General features: G+C 72.1%; 21 protein-coding genes. 10 read left to right on the top strand and 11 right to left on the bottom strand.

Annotated elements, in window-relative coordinates; translation table 11 throughout:
- Positions 1 to 45: 45 nt before the first annotated feature.
- The 6 genes from BLW76_RS24340 to rpmB form a co-directional block, all read right to left on the bottom strand.
- Positions 46 to 1893 carry a vWA domain-containing protein gene (locus BLW76_RS24340; RefSeq protein WP_091311296.1) on the bottom strand — a complete coding sequence of 616 codons (1848 nt, stop codon included), beginning with the start codon at positions 1891 to 1893 and terminating at the stop codon, positions 46 to 48.
- The gene (locus BLW76_RS24335) at positions 1890 to 2951 is read right to left on the bottom strand and encodes an ATP-binding protein (RefSeq protein ID WP_091311294.1); all 1062 of its coding nucleotides are present in this window, start codon (positions 2949 to 2951) and stop codon (positions 1890 to 1892) included. The genes BLW76_RS24340 and BLW76_RS24335 overlap by 4 nt, the downstream gene beginning before the upstream one ends.
- Before the next feature lie 89 nt (positions 2952 to 3040).
- A complete protein-coding gene (gene rpsR / locus BLW76_RS24330) occupies positions 3041 to 3295 on the bottom strand; it encodes a 30S ribosomal protein S18 (RefSeq protein ID WP_091311291.1) in 255 nt (84 codons plus the stop codon).
- Positions 3292 to 3597, bottom strand: a complete 306-nt coding sequence (gene rpsN / locus BLW76_RS24325; RefSeq protein ID WP_091311290.1) for a 30S ribosomal protein S14 — start codon at positions 3595 to 3597, stop codon at positions 3292 to 3294. Before rpsN ends, rpsR begins: the two co-directional genes overlap by 4 nt.
- Positions 3597 to 3764 carry a 50S ribosomal protein L33 gene (gene rpmG / locus BLW76_RS24320; RefSeq protein ID WP_003091682.1) on the bottom strand — a complete coding sequence of 56 codons (168 nt, stop codon included), beginning with the start codon at positions 3762 to 3764 and terminating at the stop codon, positions 3597 to 3599. Before rpmG ends, rpsN begins: the two co-directional genes overlap by 1 nt.
- Positions 3764 to 4000, bottom strand: a complete 237-nt coding sequence (rpmB, locus tag BLW76_RS24315) for a 50S ribosomal protein L28 (RefSeq protein WP_003091680.1) — start codon at positions 3998 to 4000, stop codon at positions 3764 to 3766. The genes rpmG and rpmB overlap by 1 nt, the downstream gene beginning before the upstream one ends.
- An 80-nt stretch (positions 4001 to 4080) precedes the next feature.
- Here rpmB and mrf point away from each other — a divergent pair, with 80 nt between their 5' ends.
- The 4 genes from mrf to BLW76_RS24295 are packed head-to-tail and all read left to right on the top strand — an operon-like array spanning position 4081 to position 6780.
- Entirely contained in the window at positions 4081 to 5331 is a 1251-nt protein-coding gene (gene mrf / locus BLW76_RS24310) for a ribosome hibernation factor-recruiting GTPase MRF (protein ID WP_091311287.1), read from the top strand.
- Positions 5328 to 5582 (top strand): type B 50S ribosomal protein L31, encoded by a 255-nt coding sequence (locus BLW76_RS24305; protein ID WP_091311285.1) that lies wholly within the window; start codon positions 5328 to 5330, stop codon positions 5580 to 5582. Before mrf ends, BLW76_RS24305 begins: the two co-directional genes overlap by 4 nt.
- Positions 5582 to 5734: a 50S ribosomal protein L32 gene (gene rpmF, locus BLW76_RS24300; protein WP_091311283.1), complete on the top strand. Its 153-nt coding sequence runs from the start codon at positions 5582 to 5584 to the stop codon at positions 5732 to 5734. Before BLW76_RS24305 ends, rpmF begins: the two co-directional genes overlap by 1 nt.
- Positions 5731 to 6780 (top strand): GTP-binding protein, encoded by a 1050-nt coding sequence (locus BLW76_RS24295; RefSeq protein ID WP_091311281.1) that lies wholly within the window; start codon positions 5731 to 5733, stop codon positions 6778 to 6780. Before rpmF ends, BLW76_RS24295 begins: the two co-directional genes overlap by 4 nt.
- 130 nt (positions 6781 to 6910) lie before the next feature.
- On the opposite strand, the gene BLW76_RS24290 is transcribed toward BLW76_RS24295, so the two are convergent.
- On the bottom strand, positions 6911 to 7207 hold the full coding sequence (locus BLW76_RS24290; RefSeq protein WP_091311278.1) for a hypothetical protein: 297 nt from the start codon (positions 7205 to 7207) through the stop codon (positions 6911 to 6913).
- Positions 7208 to 7349: 142 nt separating this feature from the next.
- On the opposite strand from BLW76_RS24290, the gene BLW76_RS24285 reads away from it, so the two are divergent.
- The 4 genes from BLW76_RS24285 to BLW76_RS24270 are packed head-to-tail and all read left to right on the top strand — an operon-like array spanning position 7350 to position 10473.
- The gene (locus tag BLW76_RS24285; protein ID WP_167384716.1) at positions 7350 to 7784 is read left to right on the top strand and encodes a MarR family winged helix-turn-helix transcriptional regulator; all 435 of its coding nucleotides are present in this window, start codon (positions 7350 to 7352) and stop codon (positions 7782 to 7784) included.
- Positions 7781 to 9451 carry an MFS transporter gene (locus tag BLW76_RS24280; RefSeq protein ID WP_091311274.1) on the top strand — a complete coding sequence of 557 codons (1671 nt, stop codon included), beginning with the start codon at positions 7781 to 7783 and terminating at the stop codon, positions 9449 to 9451. Before BLW76_RS24285 ends, BLW76_RS24280 begins: the two co-directional genes overlap by 4 nt.
- Positions 9448 to 10188, top strand: a complete 741-nt coding sequence (locus BLW76_RS24275; RefSeq protein ID WP_091311273.1) for a dienelactone hydrolase family protein — start codon at positions 9448 to 9450, stop codon at positions 10186 to 10188. The genes BLW76_RS24280 and BLW76_RS24275 overlap by 4 nt, the downstream gene beginning before the upstream one ends.
- A gap of 12 nt (positions 10189 to 10200) precedes the next feature.
- On the top strand, positions 10201 to 10473 hold the full coding sequence (locus BLW76_RS24270) for a DUF6295 family protein (RefSeq protein WP_091311270.1): 273 nt from the start codon (positions 10201 to 10203) through the stop codon (positions 10471 to 10473).
- Between the two features lie 3 nt (positions 10474 to 10476).
- Here BLW76_RS24270 and BLW76_RS24265 read toward each other — a convergent pair whose 3' ends face one another.
- The 4 genes from BLW76_RS24265 to BLW76_RS24250 all read right to left on the bottom strand — a co-directional run bounded on the left by BLW76_RS24265 (position 10477) and on the right by BLW76_RS24250 (position 15280).
- Positions 10477 to 11895, bottom strand: a complete 1419-nt coding sequence (locus tag BLW76_RS24265) for a pyridoxal phosphate-dependent decarboxylase family protein (RefSeq protein ID WP_091311268.1) — start codon at positions 11893 to 11895, stop codon at positions 10477 to 10479.
- A complete protein-coding gene (locus BLW76_RS24260; RefSeq protein WP_091311266.1) occupies positions 11892 to 13196 on the bottom strand; it encodes an MFS transporter in 1305 nt (434 codons plus the stop codon). Before BLW76_RS24260 ends, BLW76_RS24265 begins: the two co-directional genes overlap by 4 nt.
- Before the next feature lie 119 nt (positions 13197 to 13315).
- The gene (locus BLW76_RS24255; RefSeq protein ID WP_091311264.1) at positions 13316 to 14341 is read right to left on the bottom strand and encodes an LLM class F420-dependent oxidoreductase; all 1026 of its coding nucleotides are present in this window, start codon (positions 14339 to 14341) and stop codon (positions 13316 to 13318) included.
- 9 nt (positions 14342 to 14350) lie between these two features.
- Positions 14351 to 15280 carry an oxygenase MpaB family protein gene (locus BLW76_RS24250; RefSeq protein WP_091311262.1) on the bottom strand — a complete coding sequence of 310 codons (930 nt, stop codon included), beginning with the start codon at positions 15278 to 15280 and terminating at the stop codon, positions 14351 to 14353.
- A gap of 86 nt (positions 15281 to 15366) precedes the next feature.
- On the opposite strand from BLW76_RS24250, the gene BLW76_RS24245 reads away from it, so the two are divergent.
- Complete coding sequence (locus BLW76_RS24245) at positions 15367 to 15957, top strand: TetR/AcrR family transcriptional regulator (protein WP_091311260.1); 591 nt, start codon at positions 15367 to 15369, stop codon at positions 15955 to 15957.
- 53 nt (positions 15958 to 16010) lie between these two features.
- Positions 16011 to 16781, top strand: coding sequence for an IclR family transcriptional regulator (locus BLW76_RS24240; RefSeq protein WP_091311257.1), 771 nt, complete (start codon positions 16011 to 16013; stop codon positions 16779 to 16781).

Here is a 16781-nt window from a genome sequence, read left to right as displayed (position 1 = left end):
GCGGGAGTTTATTGGCGGTTCACCCTCGCGCCAGCCCAGCGTGGGTCACGCCACCCGGAAGACCGGCCCGCGCGCCACGAAGGGCAGCCGCGCACCCCGCGGCACCAGGTACGCGTGCTCGCGTCGCGGCCGGACGTGGTCGCACTGCGCGTCGGTGATGATCAGGATCGGCCCGTCGGCCGGGAAGTCGTCGGCGCGCTGCAGCAGGTCGACGCCGGGCTGCAGGATCGTCCCGCCGCGCCCGCGGACCCTGACCCGGCCCGCGATGTCCTCCACCGCGAGGTAGCCGGCGTCGTAGGCGACGGCGTCGCAGAACACCACGCGCGCCGCCGGGACGTCCCTGGCCAGCGCGTACGAGGCGATCGCGCCCAGCGCCTTGCCGAGCAGCTCGGCGTTCATCGACCCCGAGGTGTCCAGCACGACCCCGAAGGTGACGCGCCGGTCCAGGCGTTCCGGGCGGACGCGGCCCGGGCGCGGGATGTCCGGGGTCGCCGACTGGCGGCGCGACGCCCGCGCGTAGCTGCGCACCGGCAGCTCCATCCGGACGTGCTCGTCGAACCAGCGCGCCAGCTGCGCGTCCCACGGCAGCGGCGGGTGGTCCAGGGCCCGGATCTCCTGCTCCAGCCCGGCCGGCAGCAGCCCGCGGCCCTGGGCGTGGTGGTACTCGAACCCCTGGGTGAGCGCCCGGCGGTAGAACTCGTCGAGGTCGACGCCCCGGGCGCGGTCGTCCCACGGCGCCGGCCGCGCGTCCCGCCTGGACGAACGCCGCCGCACGGCGTCCGGTTCGGACAGCCAGTCACCGAGGACGTCGCCGGCTTCGCGCGAGCCGAGGGTCACCAGCTTGCGGGCGCGGCGGAGGTCGGTGGTCAGCGTGTCGTAGACCGACTCCGCGGACATCCCGGTCAGCTGCTGGTCGTGCAGGACGCCGTGGGGCAGCTCGCCGACGCCCATGGCGACCAGCCAGCCGTTGATCACGTAGTCGCAGGCCACGTTCCACAGGTAGGGCTCGCGGCCCAGGGCGCGGCGGTCGTGCCGCAGTGCGGCGTGCAGCATTTCGTGGGCCAGCACGAACCGCCATTCCTCGGCGGTCAGGTCGGCGGCCGGGTTGACGTAGATCTCGCCGTGCTCGGCGTCGACCGCCGCGAGGGCGATGTTCCAGGCGCGGACGACCTCGGCGTCGACGACCAGGGTGAACCCGGCCGCGACCGCGCCGAGCAGCGGGAACGACGAGGTGAACCAGGACAGGGCGCGGTCCCACTCCCCCAGCGCCCGCCGGTGCCGGGTCCGGCCGCGGGCGTCGGCCGCCTGGTCCATTGCCTCGGTGGCCGACGCGATCAGCCCGCGGGCGAACCGCTCGGTCCACGGCGTCGGCTTGCCGTTGTACTGCAGCTCCCAGCGCGAAAGGGGCGGCGCGGCCCGCAGGCACGACCGCGCGCCGCCGGTGCCGAGCGCCTTGAAGTGTTCCGGCACGCCCGTCTCGCGCCAGGTGAGGGCGAGCGCGGTTTCGTCCGTGCCGGGCAGCTCCGGCAGGGCCACGACGGGCGTCCCGACGCGGACCGCGTCGGCGAACCGGTGGACGGCCACGCAGCACGCGGCACCGTAGGCCTCGTCCAGCAGCGGATCTTCGTCGAGGTGACCCAGGCCGAGGTGCAGCAGGAGGTGGGCGAACACCCACGCCCACTCGTCCGCATCGGCGTCGCGGGCGCGGTTGGCGGTGATGAACCCGCGCCCGTTGACGACCGCCCAGCTGCCCACGCCGGTCAGGCTTTCCTTGCTCAGGCTCGCGCCGCGGGCGAGGTGGTCGAGGACGGTGTGCGCGCGGACCTGGTCCCAGCCGTCCTCGATCGCCTTGTGCCGGCGGTCGCGGCGCTTGGCCTCGGCCTTGGCGTTCACGCCCGCGCCGCCACCAGCCGCGGCAGGTCGCGCGCGGCTTCGACGAGGAACCACGACGGCAGCCGCGGGTGGCCGGCTTCGTCGTCGGCGATGACCAGCTGCGCCATCTCCAGGGAGATCTCGGCCAATTCCACGAGGAGGCTCTTCGCGCGGAAGGCGAACTGGCGCACGGCCGCCGACGCGTGCCGCTTGTCCGCGGGCAGGTCCTTGACCAGCCGCGCGCGGAACGTCTCGGCGAGGAAGTAGAGCAGGTCGCGGTCGGAAGGCTCGGCGGGCCAGCGCGCGTCGCCCTTGAGGATCGCCTCCAGGTCGAAGGCGTGCCGGGCCACCTTGAGGTACGCGCGGAAGGAACCGGCGTGGGCCGGGGTGAGGGTCGCGTACGCCAGCAGCGCGATCGTCTCGTCGTCGGCCGGGTCGCCGGCGGAGTGGAGCAGGTCGGAGAGCATGTGCCAGGACCGCGGCGTCGAGAACGGCTCCTCGGTCTTCGGCGGCGGGCTCCACAGGTGGTCCGGGCGCTGGGTGAGGTACTCGAGCACCCACGGGTGGATGCCGTTGCCGGCGGCCCAGGTGAGCCAGTCGCCCGGTGCGGCGCGCAGGTGGACGTGCACCAGGCGGTTGACCAGGGCCGAGGCCATCGGCCGGGCGAGGGCCTGGTCGGTGGCGCGGTTGCCGGCGCCGATCACCACCGAGCCCGGCGGCAGCTCGTAGGAGCCGATGCGGCGGTCGAGGATCAGCGAGTAGAACGCCTTCTGGACGTCGGGCGCGGCGGCGTTCAGCTCGTCGAGGAACAGGCAGTAAGGCTCGTCGCGGGCGATCTGCTCCGGCGGGCAGAACCGGCTGCGGCCATCCACGATCTGCGGGACGCCGATGAGGTCTTCGGGCGCGAGCTGGGTGCCCAGCAGCGACACGCACTCGAGACCCAGCGACGCCGCGAAGTCGCGCACCAGCGAGGACTTCCCGATCCCGGGCGCGCCCCAGAGGAACACCGGCCGCACGACGGCGGTGGTGAGCAGGACTTCGGGCAGCCGGGCGGGCGTGACCGTGAGCTGGGCGTGCAAGCGTGGACCTCCTGTGTCAGGACATCCCGTGCGACGCCCCCTTTCGGACGCCCATGGTCGCGCGCCACCCGGCTTCGCGCACCTGAATTTCAGCCGGCGCGGCCCGCGGACGGGTACGGCAGCAGGGCCATCTCGCGCGCGTTCTTGATCGCCGTGGCGACCTGTTTCTGTTGCTGCGGCGTCAATCCCGTCACCCGGCGGGCCCGGATCTTGCCGCGGTCGGAGATGAACTTCCGCAGCAGGTCGACGTCCTTCCAGTCGACGTGCGTGATCTTGTTGGCCCGCAGCAGGTTCACCTTGCGCTTGCCCGGACGGTCGCGGTGCGGCTTCGGCATCCGGCTCACCAGCTCGACTTCGAGACGCCGGGCAGCTCGCCGTTGTGCGCGGCTTGGCGCATCTTCACCCGCGACAACCCGAACTTGCGGAGGTAGCCGCGCGGACGGCCGTCGGAGACGTCCCGGTTGCGGATCCGCGTCGGGCTCGCGTCACGCGGCAGCTTCTGCAGCGCGACAACGGCGTTCGCCTTCTCCTCCGGTGACGAGCCGGGCGAGGCGATGACGGCCTTGAGCGCACGACGGCGTTCGACGAAGCGGGCGGCGATCACCTTCCGCTGCTCGTTCTTCGCGATCTTCGACTTCTTCGCCATCAGCGCTCTTCCTTGAACTCGACGTGCTTGCGCGCCACGGGGTCGTACTTGCGCAGGACCATCCGGTCCGGGTCGTTGCGGCGGTTCTTCTTGGTCACGTACGTGTAGCCGGTGCCCGCGGTGGACCGCAGCTTGATGATCGGCCGGACGTCGGTGCTCTTCGCCATTACAGCTTCACCCCCTTCGCCTTCAGCTCGGCGACGACGGCCTCGATGCCGCGCTTGTCGATCGTCTTCATGCCCTTGGCGGAGACGCGCAGCCGCACCCAGCGGCCCTCACTGGGCACGAAGTAGCGACGGTTCTGCAGGTTCGGCTCCCACCGCCGGGACGTGCGGCGGTGGGAGTGCGAGACCTGCTTGCCGTAGCCCGGCTTGCGGCCGGTGACCTGGCACACGGCGGACACGGACCCTCCCGAGTTGGTAGTGGTTTTCGTTTTCATCTACTCTACGCACAGTACCCCGCCCGCATTCCTGGAGCCCCCCTGTGACCCACCACCCCCGCGTCCCGCTCGTCCTCGTGAGCGGCCTCGCCGCGGGCCCGAACGCCGCGCTCGCGGAGCTGCTGCGCGTGGCCGAGCCCGGCACCGCCGTCGTCCACCACGACCTGCGCGAGATCCACTCCGGCGTCGTCCGCCGCCGGCTGAAGCTCGGCGAACGCGACGAGCTGACCGTGCTCGAGCTGGCCCACGGCTGCGTGTCCTGCACGCTGCGGGAGGACCTCCTGCCGCTGCTGCGGCGGCTGGCCCGGCGCCCGGAGGTGACCCGGATCGTCGTGCGGCTCGACGAGGCCATGGAGCCGGAGCCGGTGAGCTGGGCGGTCCGGAACGTCCTGGTCGGCGAGCACCCGGTCAGCGACGACGTCGACCTGCGGGCCGTCCTCACCGTCGTGGACTGCGCGACCTGGCTCACCGACGCGACCGGCGACGACGAGCTGGCCGACCGCGGCCTGCAGGGCAGCCCCGAGGACGAGCGGACCGTCGCCCAGGTCGCGCTGTCCCAGGTGGAGTTCGCCGACGTCCTGGTGCTGGCCGGCGCGGCCACCGACGCGTGGAGCGCCGCGAAGGCGTCCGCGGTGCTCGACCGGGTGGCGCCGTCGATCCCGCGGGTCGAGCTCGGCCGGATCGACGGCTTCGGCGTGCTCGACGCGGTCCCGGCGAACGCGCGCCGCGGCGAGGTCACCGACATGCACGGCGCCCTGCTGCGCGGCGAACCGCCGTTGCACGACGACTGCGGCATCGCCCTGCTCACCTTCACCGCGCGCCGTCCGTTCCACCCCTCGCGGCTGCACGACGCGCTCGACGTCCTCCTCGACGGTGTCGTCCGCACCCGCGGGCGCGCATGGGTGGCCAGCCAGCCCGACGTCGCGTTCTGGATCGAGTCGGCGGGCGGCGGGCTGGGCCTGGGCCACGCCGGGCCGTGGCTCGCGTCGCCGGACGGTCCGGAGTGGACGGACGTCTCCCCCGAGCGCCGCACGCTGGCGTCCCTGCGCTGGGACCCGGTGCACGGCGACCGCGCACAGGAACTGGTGGTCGTCACCGACCAGGCCACGCCCGACGAGGTCGAGGCCGCCCTGCGCGGCGCGCTGCTCACCGACGCCGAGCTCGCCGAGGGCCCCGAGGCGTGGGCGCGCTACCCCGACCCGTTCGGGGACTGGCACGAGGAACCGTGCGAGGACACCGAAACCGACCCGGCGCGGCACGACGCGACCGCGGCGAACCGAAAGGAAGACCAGTGAAACCCGGGATCCACCCCGACTACCACCCGGTGGTGTTCAAGGACTCGTCGACCGGCGACGCGTTCCTCACCCGCTCCACCATCACCTCCGACCGGACGATCGAGTGGTCCGACGGCCACACCTACCCGCTGGTCATGGTCGACATCAGCTCGTGGTCGCACCCGTTCTGGACCGGCACCCAGCGGATCATGGACAGCGCCGGCCAGGTCGAGAAGTTCCACCGCCGCTACGGGAAGCGAGGCACCCGCTGATGGCCGTCCCCAAGCGCAAGATGTCGCGCAGCAACACCCGCTCCCGGCGATCGCAGTGGAAGGCCGCCGTGCCCGACCTGGTGCCGATCAAGGTGGACGGCAAGGTGCAGCTGGTCCCGCGCCGGCTGATGAAACACTTCCACCAGCAGTGACCGTTCCCGTCACGGTGTTGTCCGGCTTCCTCGGCGCGGGCAAGACGACACTGCTCAACCACATCCTCGCCAACCGCGACGGCCTGCGGGTCGCGGTGATCGTCAACGACATGAGCGAGGTCAACATCGACGCGGCGCTGGTGCGCTCGCAGGAGCGCCTCGTCGAGCTGACCAACGGGTGCATCTGCTGCACCCTGCGGGAGGACCTCCTCCAAGAGGTCGCGGCGCTGTGCGCGGACGACCGCTTCGACCACGTCCTCATCGAGTCGAGCGGGATCTCCGAGCCGATGCCGGTGGCGGCGACGTTCACCTTCCTCGAGGAGGTCGCCCACCTCGACACGATGGTGACCGTGGTGGACGCGGCGAACTTCAGCCGGGAGCTGGCGGCCGGCGACTCCCTGGTGGAGCGCCGGCTCGACCAGTACGAAGACGACGAGCGGACGGTCAGCGACCTGCTGATGGACCAGGTCGAGTTCGCCGACGTCCTGCTGCTCAACAAGACGGACCTGGCGACCGACGTCGACCGGCTCGTGGCGACGCTGCGGCGGCTCAACCCGGCCGCCGACGTCGTCACCGGCAGCTTCGGCAAGGTGCCCCTCGACCGGGTCTTCGGGACCGGCCGGTACGACGCCGTCCGGGCGCAGGAGGCGCCGGGCTGGGTGGCCGAGCTGAACGGCGACCACGTCCCGGAGACCGAGGAGTACGGCATCTCCAGCGTGGTGTTCCGGGCGTCGCGGGCGTTCGACCCGGCAGCCCTGTGGGACTTCGTCGCGCGGCGGCTGGACTCGGGCGAGTTCGGGACGGTGCTGCGGTCGAAGGGGTTCTTCGCGCTGGCGTCCCGGCCCGGGGTCACGGGGCTGTGGTCCCAGGCGGGCACGGTGGCCCGGTTCGAGCCCCAGGGCGTGGCGGCCGAGCCGCGGCAGGAGCTGGTGTTCATCGGCGTCGACCTGGCCGGGGACGCGCTGCTGGCGGCCCTGCACGACTGCCTCGGGGAGGCGAGCGGGCCGGACCCGTTCCCCGAGTGGGAGCCGGTCCACGTGCACTGACCCGGAACTCGCGTGATCGGAAACGGAACTCGCGTGATCAGAGCCGGAACTCGCGAGTTCCGGCTTCAGTCACGCGAGTTCCGGCTTCAGTCACGCGAGTTCCGGCTTCAATCACGCGAGTTCCGGCTGGCTAGTGGTCGTCGTAGTGGTCCTCGTGGACCGCGTGGCGGTGGCCGTCGTGCAGGTAGTCGACGTGGTCGCCGTGCGGGACCGCCATGTGGCCGCAGCCGTCGCCGTGGGCGTGGTCGTGACCCGTGTGGGGGACGTGGCCCGCGATTTCGCACTCGTCGAAGTGGCCGTCGTGAGCCCGGTGCAGGTGGCCCTCGTGCACGTAGTCCACGTGGTCGCCGTGCGGGATCGCCGCGTGGCCGCAGCCCTCCCGGTGGACGTGGTCGTGGCCGGCGTGCTCGACGTGCGGGATGGTCATCGGCGTTCCCTTCCAGGTGTGTCCATTTCGGACGGTAACACCGCAACCCGCCGACGGTCCGCGTGAAACCTCCCGGCTCACCCGATAGCGGCGCCGACGTCCGAGTTGATCAACCCAGGTTTATCAGTCTAGGTTGACGATCGTGCGGGACGATCAGCTGCTCCAGGCGACCACGGACCTGCGCGTCGCCCTCGGCAGGCTGGTCCGGCGGCTGCGCCAGGGCTACACCGACGGCGAACCGACCCTGCCCGAACGCTCGGTCCTGTCCCGGCTCGACCGCGACGGCCCGGCCACCCCGGGCTGCCTCGCCGACCTCGAACGCGTCAAGCCGCAGGCCATGGGCGTCACCCTGGCCGGGCTGGTCGAACGCGGGCTCGTCGAGCGCCGCAAGGACGACTCCGACGGCCGCAAGGTGCTGATGTCGGTCACCGAAGCCGGCGTCAAGCTGCTCACCGACCGGCGCTCGGAGACGGGCAGGCAGATGGCGGCCGTCCTCGCCGACAAGTTCACCGAGGCCGAGCGGCGCGACCTGATCGCGGCCATCCCGCTGATCGAGCGGCTGGCGGACGAGCTGTGAGCTACAAGTGGGTCGCGCTGTCGAACACCACCCTCGGCGTGCTGATGTCCGCCCTCGACGGCTCGATCGTCATCATCTCGCTGCCGGCGATCTTCCGCGGCATCGGCCTCGACCCGCTCGCCCCGGGCAACATCGGCTACCTGCTCTGGATGATCCTCGGCTACCTGCTGGTGCAGGCCGTGCTGGTGGTGACGCTGGGGCGGCTCGGCGACATGTTCGGCCGCGTCAAGATGTACAACCTCGGCTTCGTCGTGTTCAGTGCCGCGTCGGTGGCGCTGTCGTTCGACCCGTTCCACGCCGCCGGCGGCGCGCTGTGGCTGATCGGCTGGCGGGTCGTGCAGGCCGTCGGCGGGTCGATGCTGACGGCGAACTCCGCGGCCATCCTCACCGACGCCTTCCCCGCCGAGCAGCGCGGGATGGCGCTGGGCGTCAACCAGATCACCGCGCTGGCCGGGCAGTTCCTCGGCCTGGTCGTCGGCGGGCTGCTCGCCGAGCTCGACTGGCGCGCGGTGTTCTGGGTGAGCGTCCCGTTCGGCCTGCTCGGCACGATCTGGTCGATCCGCAGTCTCCGCGAGGTCGGGACGCCGCAGCGCGCGAAGGTCGACTGGGGCGGCAACGTCACCTTCGCGGCCGGGACCGCGTCGCTGCTGGCCGCGATCACCTACGGCATCCAGCCCCACGGCGGTGCCGCCACCGGGTGGGGCAACCCGTGGGTGCTCGGCGGGATCGGCGCCGGGGTGCTGTTGCTCCTGCTGTTCGGCGTCATCGAGAGCCGCGTCGCCGCGCCGATGTTCCAGCTTTCGCTGTTCAAGATCCGCGCGTTCGCCGCGGGGAACGTCGCCGCCTTGCTGACTTCGGTGGCGCGTGGTGGCATGCAGTTCATGCTCATCATCTGGCTGCAGGGCATCTGGCTGCCCCTGCACGGCTACGACTTCGAGCAGACACCGCTGTGGGCGGGCATCCACCTGCTGCCGCTGACCGTCGGGTTCCTCGTCGCCGGGCCGGTGTCCGGGTACCTGTCCGACCGCTTCGGCGCCCGTCCGCTGGCCACCGGCGGCCTGCTCCTGGTCGCCGCGGCGTTCCTCGGCCTGCTGGCGCTGCCGGTGGACTTCCCGTACCCGGCGTTCGCGGCCCTGCTCGTGCTCAGCGGCATCGGCCAGGGCATGTTCGCCGCGCCCAACACCTCGGCGATCATGAGCAGCGTCCCGACCGAGCAGCGCGGCGTCGCCTCCGGCATGCGCGCGACGTTCCAGAACTCCGGGACGTCGCTGTCGATCGGCGTGTTCTTCTCACTGATGGTCGCCGGGCTGGCCACGTCGCTGCCGCAGACGCTCACCAGCGGCCTGCAGGCCCACGGCGTCCCGGCGACCGTCGCCGACGGCGTCGCGCAGCTGCCGCCGGTCAGCACGCTGTTCGCGGCGTTCCTCGGCAGCAACCCGGTCGGCCACCTGCTCGGCCCGGACGTCCTGGCCGGGCTGGCCCCCGCCGACCGGGCGGCCCTCACCGGCGGCGGCTTCTTCCCGCGGCTGGTGTCCGGCCCGTTCCACCACGGCCTGGTGGTCGTGTTCACCGCGGCGGCCGCGATGGCCGTCGTCGCCGCGATCGCGTCCACTTCGCGCGGCGCGAAGTACGTCCACTCCCCCGAAGAAGCGAAGGAGAACCGATGAAGGACGAGATCGTCGCCGGGACGGTCACCATCTCCGGCCACGGCGGGGACGAGCTCGAGGCCTACCTGGCCAAGCCGACCGACGCGACGCCACGCGGCGGCGTCGTGGTGATCCACCACCTGCCCGGCTACGACGCCGCGACGAAGGAGATGGTGCGCCGCTTCGCCGTCGAGGGCTACAACGCGCTCTGCCCGAACCTGTACACGCGCGAAGCGCCGGGCGCGGACCCGGACGACGCGGCCGCGACGGTCCGCGCGGCGGGCGGCGTCCCGGACGACCGCCTGGTCGGCGACGTCTCCGGCGCGGCCGACTACCTGCGCGCGCTGGAGAACGCGAACGGCCGCGTCGGGGTCATCGGGCACTGCTCCGGCGGCCGCCACGCGTTCCTGTCCGCGTGCTCCCTGGACCTCGACGCGGCGGTGGACTGCTACGGCGCCTTCGTCGTCAACGACCCGCCGGAGACGATGAAGCAGATGAAGCCGCTGCTCGGCCTGGCACCGCAGTTGTCGTGCCCGCTGCTGGGCATCTTCGGCGCCGACGACCAGTTCCCCAGCCCGGACGAGGTCGCGGTCCTGGCGGCGGAGCTGGAGAAGCACGGCAAGGAACACGAGTTCCACACCTACGCCGACGCCGGCCACGCGTTCTTCGCCGTCGACCGCCCGAGCTACCGCCCCGAAGCCGCCAAGGACGGCTGGGAACGCATCCTCGACTTCTACGCCCGCACGCTCACCGCCTGAGAGGACCAACGCATGTGCACCTACCTGACGGAGAAGTTCGCGCTCGAGGGCAGCGGCAAGGGCGCCCGCGGCTGGTTCCGGCTGACCGAAGGCACCGTGTACGTCGACCACCCGGTCCACGCGCCGTACGCGCACACGGTGAACATCGACTTCCGCAACCCGGCCCTGGGCGCTTCGGCGCGCGTCGCCCTCGAACTGACCGAAGAGGACGCCCTGGCCCTGGCGGACGCCATCCACGCGGCCGTCAAGTCCGCTCCCGCCGGGCTGGCTTCGCGGAACCAGTGAGTTCTAGGGCGTGTACAGCGCGCCCAGGAACTCGAGCAACAGCCGCTCCCGCAACGGCGCCGGTGCCGTTGCGAGGAGCGCGTTGATCGGCGCCATCCGCTCCGGCAGTCCCGACGCGCCGCCGAGTCCCGCGGCGGCGAGGAGCCCCGCGAACTGCTCCGACGTCAACGTCTCCGGGTCGAGCGCGGCCACGAATTCGGCGACGGCCGGGTCGATCACGACCGGGCCCGCCGTCCGGGCCGCGTCCACCGAAGCCGCGAGGTCGGTCAGGAACTCCTTCTCGCTGCCGTGGTTGGCGGCCGTCACCGTCAGGTGCAGGTTCACCGGGGACGCCAGATGCGCGAACTGCGGCTGGACGTACCAGCCGCGCGCCTTCATCTCGTCGGCCACCGTGAACAGGTCGAAGCCGTCGTCGGAAGCGGTGAACGCGATCAACGTCGAGATCGGCTCCCCGAGAATCCGGAGGCCGGGCAGATCGGCGATGCCCGAACGGATGCGCGACACCGCTTCGCGGGTGGAAGCGGCCAGCGAAAGGTAACCGTCCTCGCCGAGGTGGCGAGTCACCGCCCACGCCGCCGCCGGCGGACCGCCCGACCGCGTGCTCTGGATGGTCGTGTTCAGCATCGTGTAGCCCGGCCAGGCCGCGCTCGCGAAGTAGTGCGTGCGCCGCAGCTCCGCCGAAGCGTGCAGCAGCACCGACGTCCCCTTCGGGCAGTACGCGTACTTGTGCAGGTCCACCGAAACGCTCGTGACGCCGGGAACCCGGAAGTCGAACGGCGGGACGTCCGCGCCGAGCTTCGCGAAGTACGGCAGCACCCAGCCGCCGATGCAGGCGTCGACGTGCATCCGGACCCCGCGCTCGTGCGCGGCCGCCGCGATCGGAGCGATCGGGTCGAGGACGCCGTGGGCGTAGGACGGCGCGCTCGCCACGACCAGCACCGTCGAGTCGTCGATCGCCGCGGCCATCGCCGCCGGGTCGGCGCGGAACGTCACCGGGTCGACCGGGACGTCGATCCGCCGCAGGCCGAACAGGTGCGCGGCCTTGTGGAACGCCGCGTGCGCGGTCGTCGGCAGGACCAGCGACGGCGACGCCACGTCCGGCCGCGCGTCCCGGGCCGCGAGCACCGCCAGCAGGCACGACTCCGTGCCACCCGACGTCACCGAGCCGACCACGCCCGGCACGTCGCCGAGCAGCGCGGAAGCCGCCGCGACGAGGTCGTTCTCCATCCGCAGCAGGCTCGGGAACGCCGTCGGGTCCAGGCCGTTGGCCGACGACGCCAGCGCGTGCGCCGCCGCGCCCAGGGAGTCCACTTCGGACAGCCCGCTGTCGTAGACGTAGGCCAGGGTCCGGCCGCCGTGCGTCGGCAGGTCGCCCGCGCGCAGCTCCCGCAGCGCCGTGAGGACGTCCTCGGGCGGGTTCACGGGCGCGGCTCCAGCACCTTGCGCCGCAGCAGCGGCAGGGCCAGCGCGATGAGCACGCCGGGGATGATCGACGACCCGATCAGGATCGCCACGATCGCGCTGTGCGGCTGGAACGCCGTGGCGTCGGTGCTCGACACGTACCCGCCGAACGCCAGGATCAGCGCCCAGAGCCCGCCGCCGAACGCCAGCCCGAGGGTCTCCCCCGCGGTCCACACGCCCGCCGCGATCCCGGCGCGGGTCTCGCCGGTGCGTTCCTCTTCGGCCGTGATCAGGTCCGGCAGGATGGCCAGCGGGAACACCGAGATCCCGGCGTACCCGACGCCGCAGAGCGCCACGAAGACGAACGAGACGACCAGCGGGATCGACTGGGCGAACACGAGACCCAGCAGGCCGACCGCGAACGCCGCGGTGGCCAGGCGGAAGCCGTTGAGCTTGCCGACCCGGTCGCCCAGCCGCGGCCACAGCGGCATGGTGACCAGCGCCGGGCCGACGAAGATGACGAACAGGATCGTGCCGTACTTGTCGTCGCCGAGGATGCGCTGGGCGAAGAACGGGATCGCGGCGAGCACGGTGCCGATGCCCAGCGCCTGGATGAAGTACGTGCCGAGCAGCCAGCGGAACGGCCGCCAGCCGGCGAGCGTGCCGACGAGCTCCTTCAGGCTCACCGTGTTCGGCCGCAGCGAGCCGACCGGCGCGTCCTTCAGCCCGAAGTACACCAGCAGCGTCGCGGCCAGCACGATCAGCCCGATCACGACGGCCATGATGCGGTAGCCGGCCACGCCCTCGATCGCGGAGGTGATCGCCGGGGCGCCGCCCCCGCAGACCAGGATCGTCACGGCGAGCACGCCGATCCGGACGCTGGTGAGCTTCGTGCGCTCGGTGGCCGACTCGGTCAGCTCGGCGGGCAACGCGTTGAACGGCACCTGGAACAGCGCGTACGCCGTGGCGCAGAGGGCGAACGTGATCGCCACGTACAGCGCGTCCGGCAGCGGGCCGCCGAGCCCGGGGTGGGCGAACATCGCCGCGAACAGGATCGCCACGCCGATGCCGCCGATCAGCAGGAACCGCCGCCGGCTGCCGGTCTTGAGCAGGTCGGCGTCGGACAGCCGGCCGGCGACCGGGTTGAACAGCACGTCCCAGGCCTTGGGCACGAACACGATCGCCGCGGCCCAGCCCGCGGGCACGGCCATCGTGTCGGTCAGGTACTTCACCAGCACCAGACCGGGAACCGTGCCGAAGGACCCGGTGACGAACGAGCCGAGCGAATAGCGGAACCTCGTCCGGCCGGACAGCGTCGTCATGGTCCTCCTCGAAGGCTTACCGGGTGCCCGCATGAGTATTGGATCTCGGCGGACACCCGGTAGTGGTCGAGGGGAATCGTGCCATCGTCGTGACCTGGCGCACGACAGCGACGCGCCGGTCAGCCGAGAGCGCGGGCGATCTTCTCCAGCGTCGCGGCGTCACCGCGCAGGAGCAGCTGCGTGACCACGGTGTCCTCCCAGGCCTTCAGCTCCTCGCGGATCTTCTCCGCCGGCCCGATCAGCGAGGTGTCCTCCACCAGCGACGTCGGGATCGCCGCGGCCGCCTCCGCCTTGCGGCCGGCGAGGAAGAGCTCCTGGACTTCGTCGGCGACGTCGCCGTAGCCGAGCCGCGCGTAGACGTCGTGGTGGAAATTGACGCTCTTGGCGCCCATCCCGCCGATGTACAACGCCAGCGACGGCTTGATCCAGCTCGCCGCCTCCTCGACGTCGTCGTGCACGATCACCGGCAGCGAGCACGGCACCTCGAAGGTGTCGAAGGTGTGCCGCGCGCCCGGCCGCGAGAAGCCTTCTTCGAGCGCGGCCTTGTAGAAGTCGTTGCTCTTGGGCGAGAAGAACAGCGGCAGCCAGCCGTCGGCGATCTCCGCCGCGAGGGCCACGTTCTTGGGGCCCTCGGCCGCCAGGTGGATCGGGATGTCCTTGCGCAGCGGGTGCACCGTGGACTTGAGCGGCTTGCCGAGCCCGGCGCCGCCCCGGTACGGCAGCTGGAAGTGGTCGCCGTCGAGGGTCACCGGCGCCTCGCGGGCGATCACCTGCCGGACGATGTCGATGTACTCGCGGGTCCGGGCGAGGGGCTTCGGGTACGGCTGCCCGTACCAGCCCTCGACGACCTGCGGACCGGACGCGCCGAGCCCGAGCACCATCCGGCCGCCGGAGAGGTGGTCGAGGGTCAGCGCGCTCATCGCCGTCGCCGTCGGCGTCCGGGCGGCCATCTGGACGATGTTCGTGCCGAGCCGGATGCGGCTGGTGGAAGCGCCGTACCAGGCCAGCGGCGTGAAGGCGTCCGAGCCGTACGCCTCCGCCGTCCACACCGAGTCGAAGCCGAGCTCCTCGGCCTTGAGGACGGCTTCCAGCGCACCCGGGGTCGGGCCGCTCTGCCAGTACCCGACGTGGAATCCCAGCTTCACGAATGCCTCCTAGGTGTTTCGACGGACGTTCGGCGCGTAGTGCTCGGGCTTGCCCCGCTCGGACAGCGGCGGCAGGTTCCTGGGTGGAGTCTCGACCAAGGGCGCGTCCGGAGCCACCTCTCCGCGCTCTCGGCGCCGGCCGGCGCGGGCTCGCGGGTGGTAGCGGCGGTCGTGCGGGACGAGCTTGAACACGGCGTTGATCAGCTTCCCGGCCCGCCGGTGCCGCCGGGCGTCGCGCTCGGTCCAGCGGAAGCCGAGCAGGTCGCGGACCTCTCGGTCGTACAGCCCGATCGTGAGCCAGACGAAGTTGCGGGCGACCACCCGCTGGACCGGCCGCCACAGCGCGTCCGGCAGCCACGGCAGGAACGGCGGCTTGCCGAGCCCGCGGATGTCGAGGACGTCCCGGGTGGCCTTGTTGTCCTCGAGGACCTCGGTGCACATGTGCTTCCAGTAGCGCTGGAAGTCCTCCCAGCTCGCCGGCACCGGCCGCATCGGCATGTCGTACAGCCGCCACCACTGGACGTGTTCGTCGAACAGCTGCCGCTTTTCGGCTTCGCCGATGCCGCCCATGAAGTGGTCGGCGATGAGGATCGTGCTGACGAAGAACGTGGCGTGCGCCCAGTAGTAGGTGTCGGGGTCCAGGGCGTGGTAGCGGCGGCCTTTCGCGTCGACGCCCTTGATGCGGTTGTGGTAGCCGCGGACTTCGAGGGCGGTCGCGTGGGCGCGCGGGCCGTCGAAGACCACCCCGCCGATCGGGTAGAGCGAGCGGAACAGCCGTTGCCAGCGCTCTTCGAAGAACCGCGAGTGCTGCTCGACGCCCGCGCCGAGGCCCGGGTGCATGTTCTGCATCGACCCGGCCCACAGGCCGATGAGCAGGCCGCGCCAGTCGCCGAAGTACTTCCACGTCAGCGAGTCCGGGCCCAGCGGTTCGGGTGGCATCGGCGGCTCCTCGTCGCGTCTCGAACTGACCACGGCCGTTGTCAGGCTAGGATCTGACAACAGTTGTAGTCAACCGAGGAGCTGTGATGCCGGGCCGGACCTGGGCGGGCACGACGCTGGACGACCGGAAGGCGCTCCGGCGGGAGCAACTGGTGGCCGCGGGCCTGGAGCTGCTGGGGACCGAAGGCTCGGGCGGGACGAGCGTCCGCGCGGTGTGCCGGCACGCGAAGCTGACCGAGCGCTACTTCTACGAGAGCTTCGCCGACCGCGAAGAGCTCGTCGCGGCGGTGTACGAGCACGTCGGGGAGCAGGCGCGGCAGGCGCTCGTCGACGCCGTGCGGGACGCGCCCACCCCCGTGCTGCGGGCCGAGCACGCCGTGCGCGCGTTCGTCGAGCTGATCGTCGACGACCCCCGCAAGGGCCGGGTCCTGCTGCTCGCGCCGCTGACCGACCCGGCGCTGACCCGCCGGGGCCTGCACCTGCTGCCGGTGTTCGCCGCGCTCGTCGGCGAGCAGCTGTCCCACGGCGACGAGCTCGAACGCCGGCTGGTCGCCGTCGGGCTGGTCGGCGCGCTGAGCAACGTCTTCATCGCCTACCTCGACGGGTCGCTGCCGGTTTCGCGCGAGCGGCTCGTCGCGCACTGCGTCAAGCTCGTCCTCGGCGCCGACGGCCACTGACCCCACCTCCTTCCCTGCTGACACTCGCCCGCCCGATCGGGCACACTCAACCCATGCGTACCGCTGGGCGGAACGACGGCGCGAGCGGCGACGGCCTCGTCGCGGCCCGGCTCGCCGCGCTCCTGGAGGCCTTCCGGCCGGGTGACGAGACCCTCGGCGTCTCCGAGCTCGCCCGCCGGACCGGGCTGGCGAAGACGACCGTCCACCGGCTCGTCGGCCACCTGACCGAGACGGGCCTGCTCGAACGTGACGCCGGCGCGGTGCGGCTCGGGCTGCGGCTGTTCGAGATCGGCCAGCTGGCCTCGCCGCGGCGCGGCCTGGTCGAGGCCGCCCGGCCCTACTTGGCCGACCTGCGCGAAGCCACCCGCAACACCGTCCACCTCGCGATCCTCGAAGGCACCGAAGTCGTGTACCTCGACGTGCTGCGCGGCCCGGACGCGCCGACGCTGCCCTCGCGCATCGGCGGCCGGTTCCCCGCGCACGCCACCGGCGTCGGCAAGGCGATCCTGGCGTTCTCCCCGGAATCCGTGGTGAGCCAGGTGATCGACGCCGGGCTGCCGCGGATGAGCGCGCGGACGATCACCGCCCCCGGGCTGCTCCGCCGTCAGCTGACCCGGGTCCGGGAGGACGGGATCGCCTTGGAGCGCGAGGAATCCGGCGTCGGCGTGGTGTGCGCGGCCAGCCCGCTGCTCGACGCCGGCGGCGTCGCGGTGGCGGCGGTGTCGATCTCCGGCTGGGCCAACCGGATGCGGACCGAACGGGTCGCCCCGGCCGTCCGGACGGTGGCGCTCGCGTTGACCCGGACGCTCTCCGGGCAGGCGTAG

The sequence above is a fragment of the Amycolatopsis tolypomycina genome, from assembly GCF_900105945.1.
GTDB classification, from domain to species: Bacteria; Actinomycetota; Actinomycetes; order Mycobacteriales; family Pseudonocardiaceae; genus Amycolatopsis; species Amycolatopsis tolypomycina.
This window is presented reverse-complemented; position numbering and strand designations above follow the sequence as displayed.

Bases quoted from the DNA above. Each gene is read 5' to 3' on its own strand.
- BLW76_RS24240 (WP_091311257.1), top strand. From the start codon at position 16,011: ATGCGTACCGCTGGGCGGAACGACGGCGCGAGCGGCGACGGCCTCGTC.
- BLW76_RS24250 (WP_091311262.1), bottom strand. From the start codon at position 15,280: ATGCCACCCGAACCGCTGGGCCCGGACTCGCTGACGTGGAAGTACTTC.
- BLW76_RS24290 (WP_091311278.1), bottom strand. From the start codon at position 7,207: ATGACCATCCCGCACGTCGAGCACGCCGGCCACGACCACGTCCACCGG.
- BLW76_RS24275 (WP_091311273.1), top strand. From the start codon at position 9,448: ATGAAGGACGAGATCGTCGCCGGGACGGTCACCATCTCCGGCCACGGC.
- rpsN (WP_091311290.1), bottom strand. From the start codon at position 3,597: ATGGCGAAGAAGTCGAAGATCGCGAAGAACGAGCAGCGGAAGGTGATC.
- BLW76_RS24260 (WP_091311266.1), bottom strand. From the start codon at position 13,196: ATGACGACGCTGTCCGGCCGGACGAGGTTCCGCTATTCGCTCGGCTCG.
- rpmF (WP_091311283.1), top strand. From the start codon at position 5,582: ATGGCCGTCCCCAAGCGCAAGATGTCGCGCAGCAACACCCGCTCCCGG.
- rpmG (WP_003091682.1), bottom strand. From the start codon at position 3,764: ATGGCGAAGAGCACCGACGTCCGGCCGATCATCAAGCTGCGGTCCACC.
- BLW76_RS24245 (WP_091311260.1), top strand. From the start codon at position 15,367: ATGCCGGGCCGGACCTGGGCGGGCACGACGCTGGACGACCGGAAGGCG.
- BLW76_RS24270 (WP_091311270.1), top strand. From the start codon at position 10,201: ATGTGCACCTACCTGACGGAGAAGTTCGCGCTCGAGGGCAGCGGCAAG.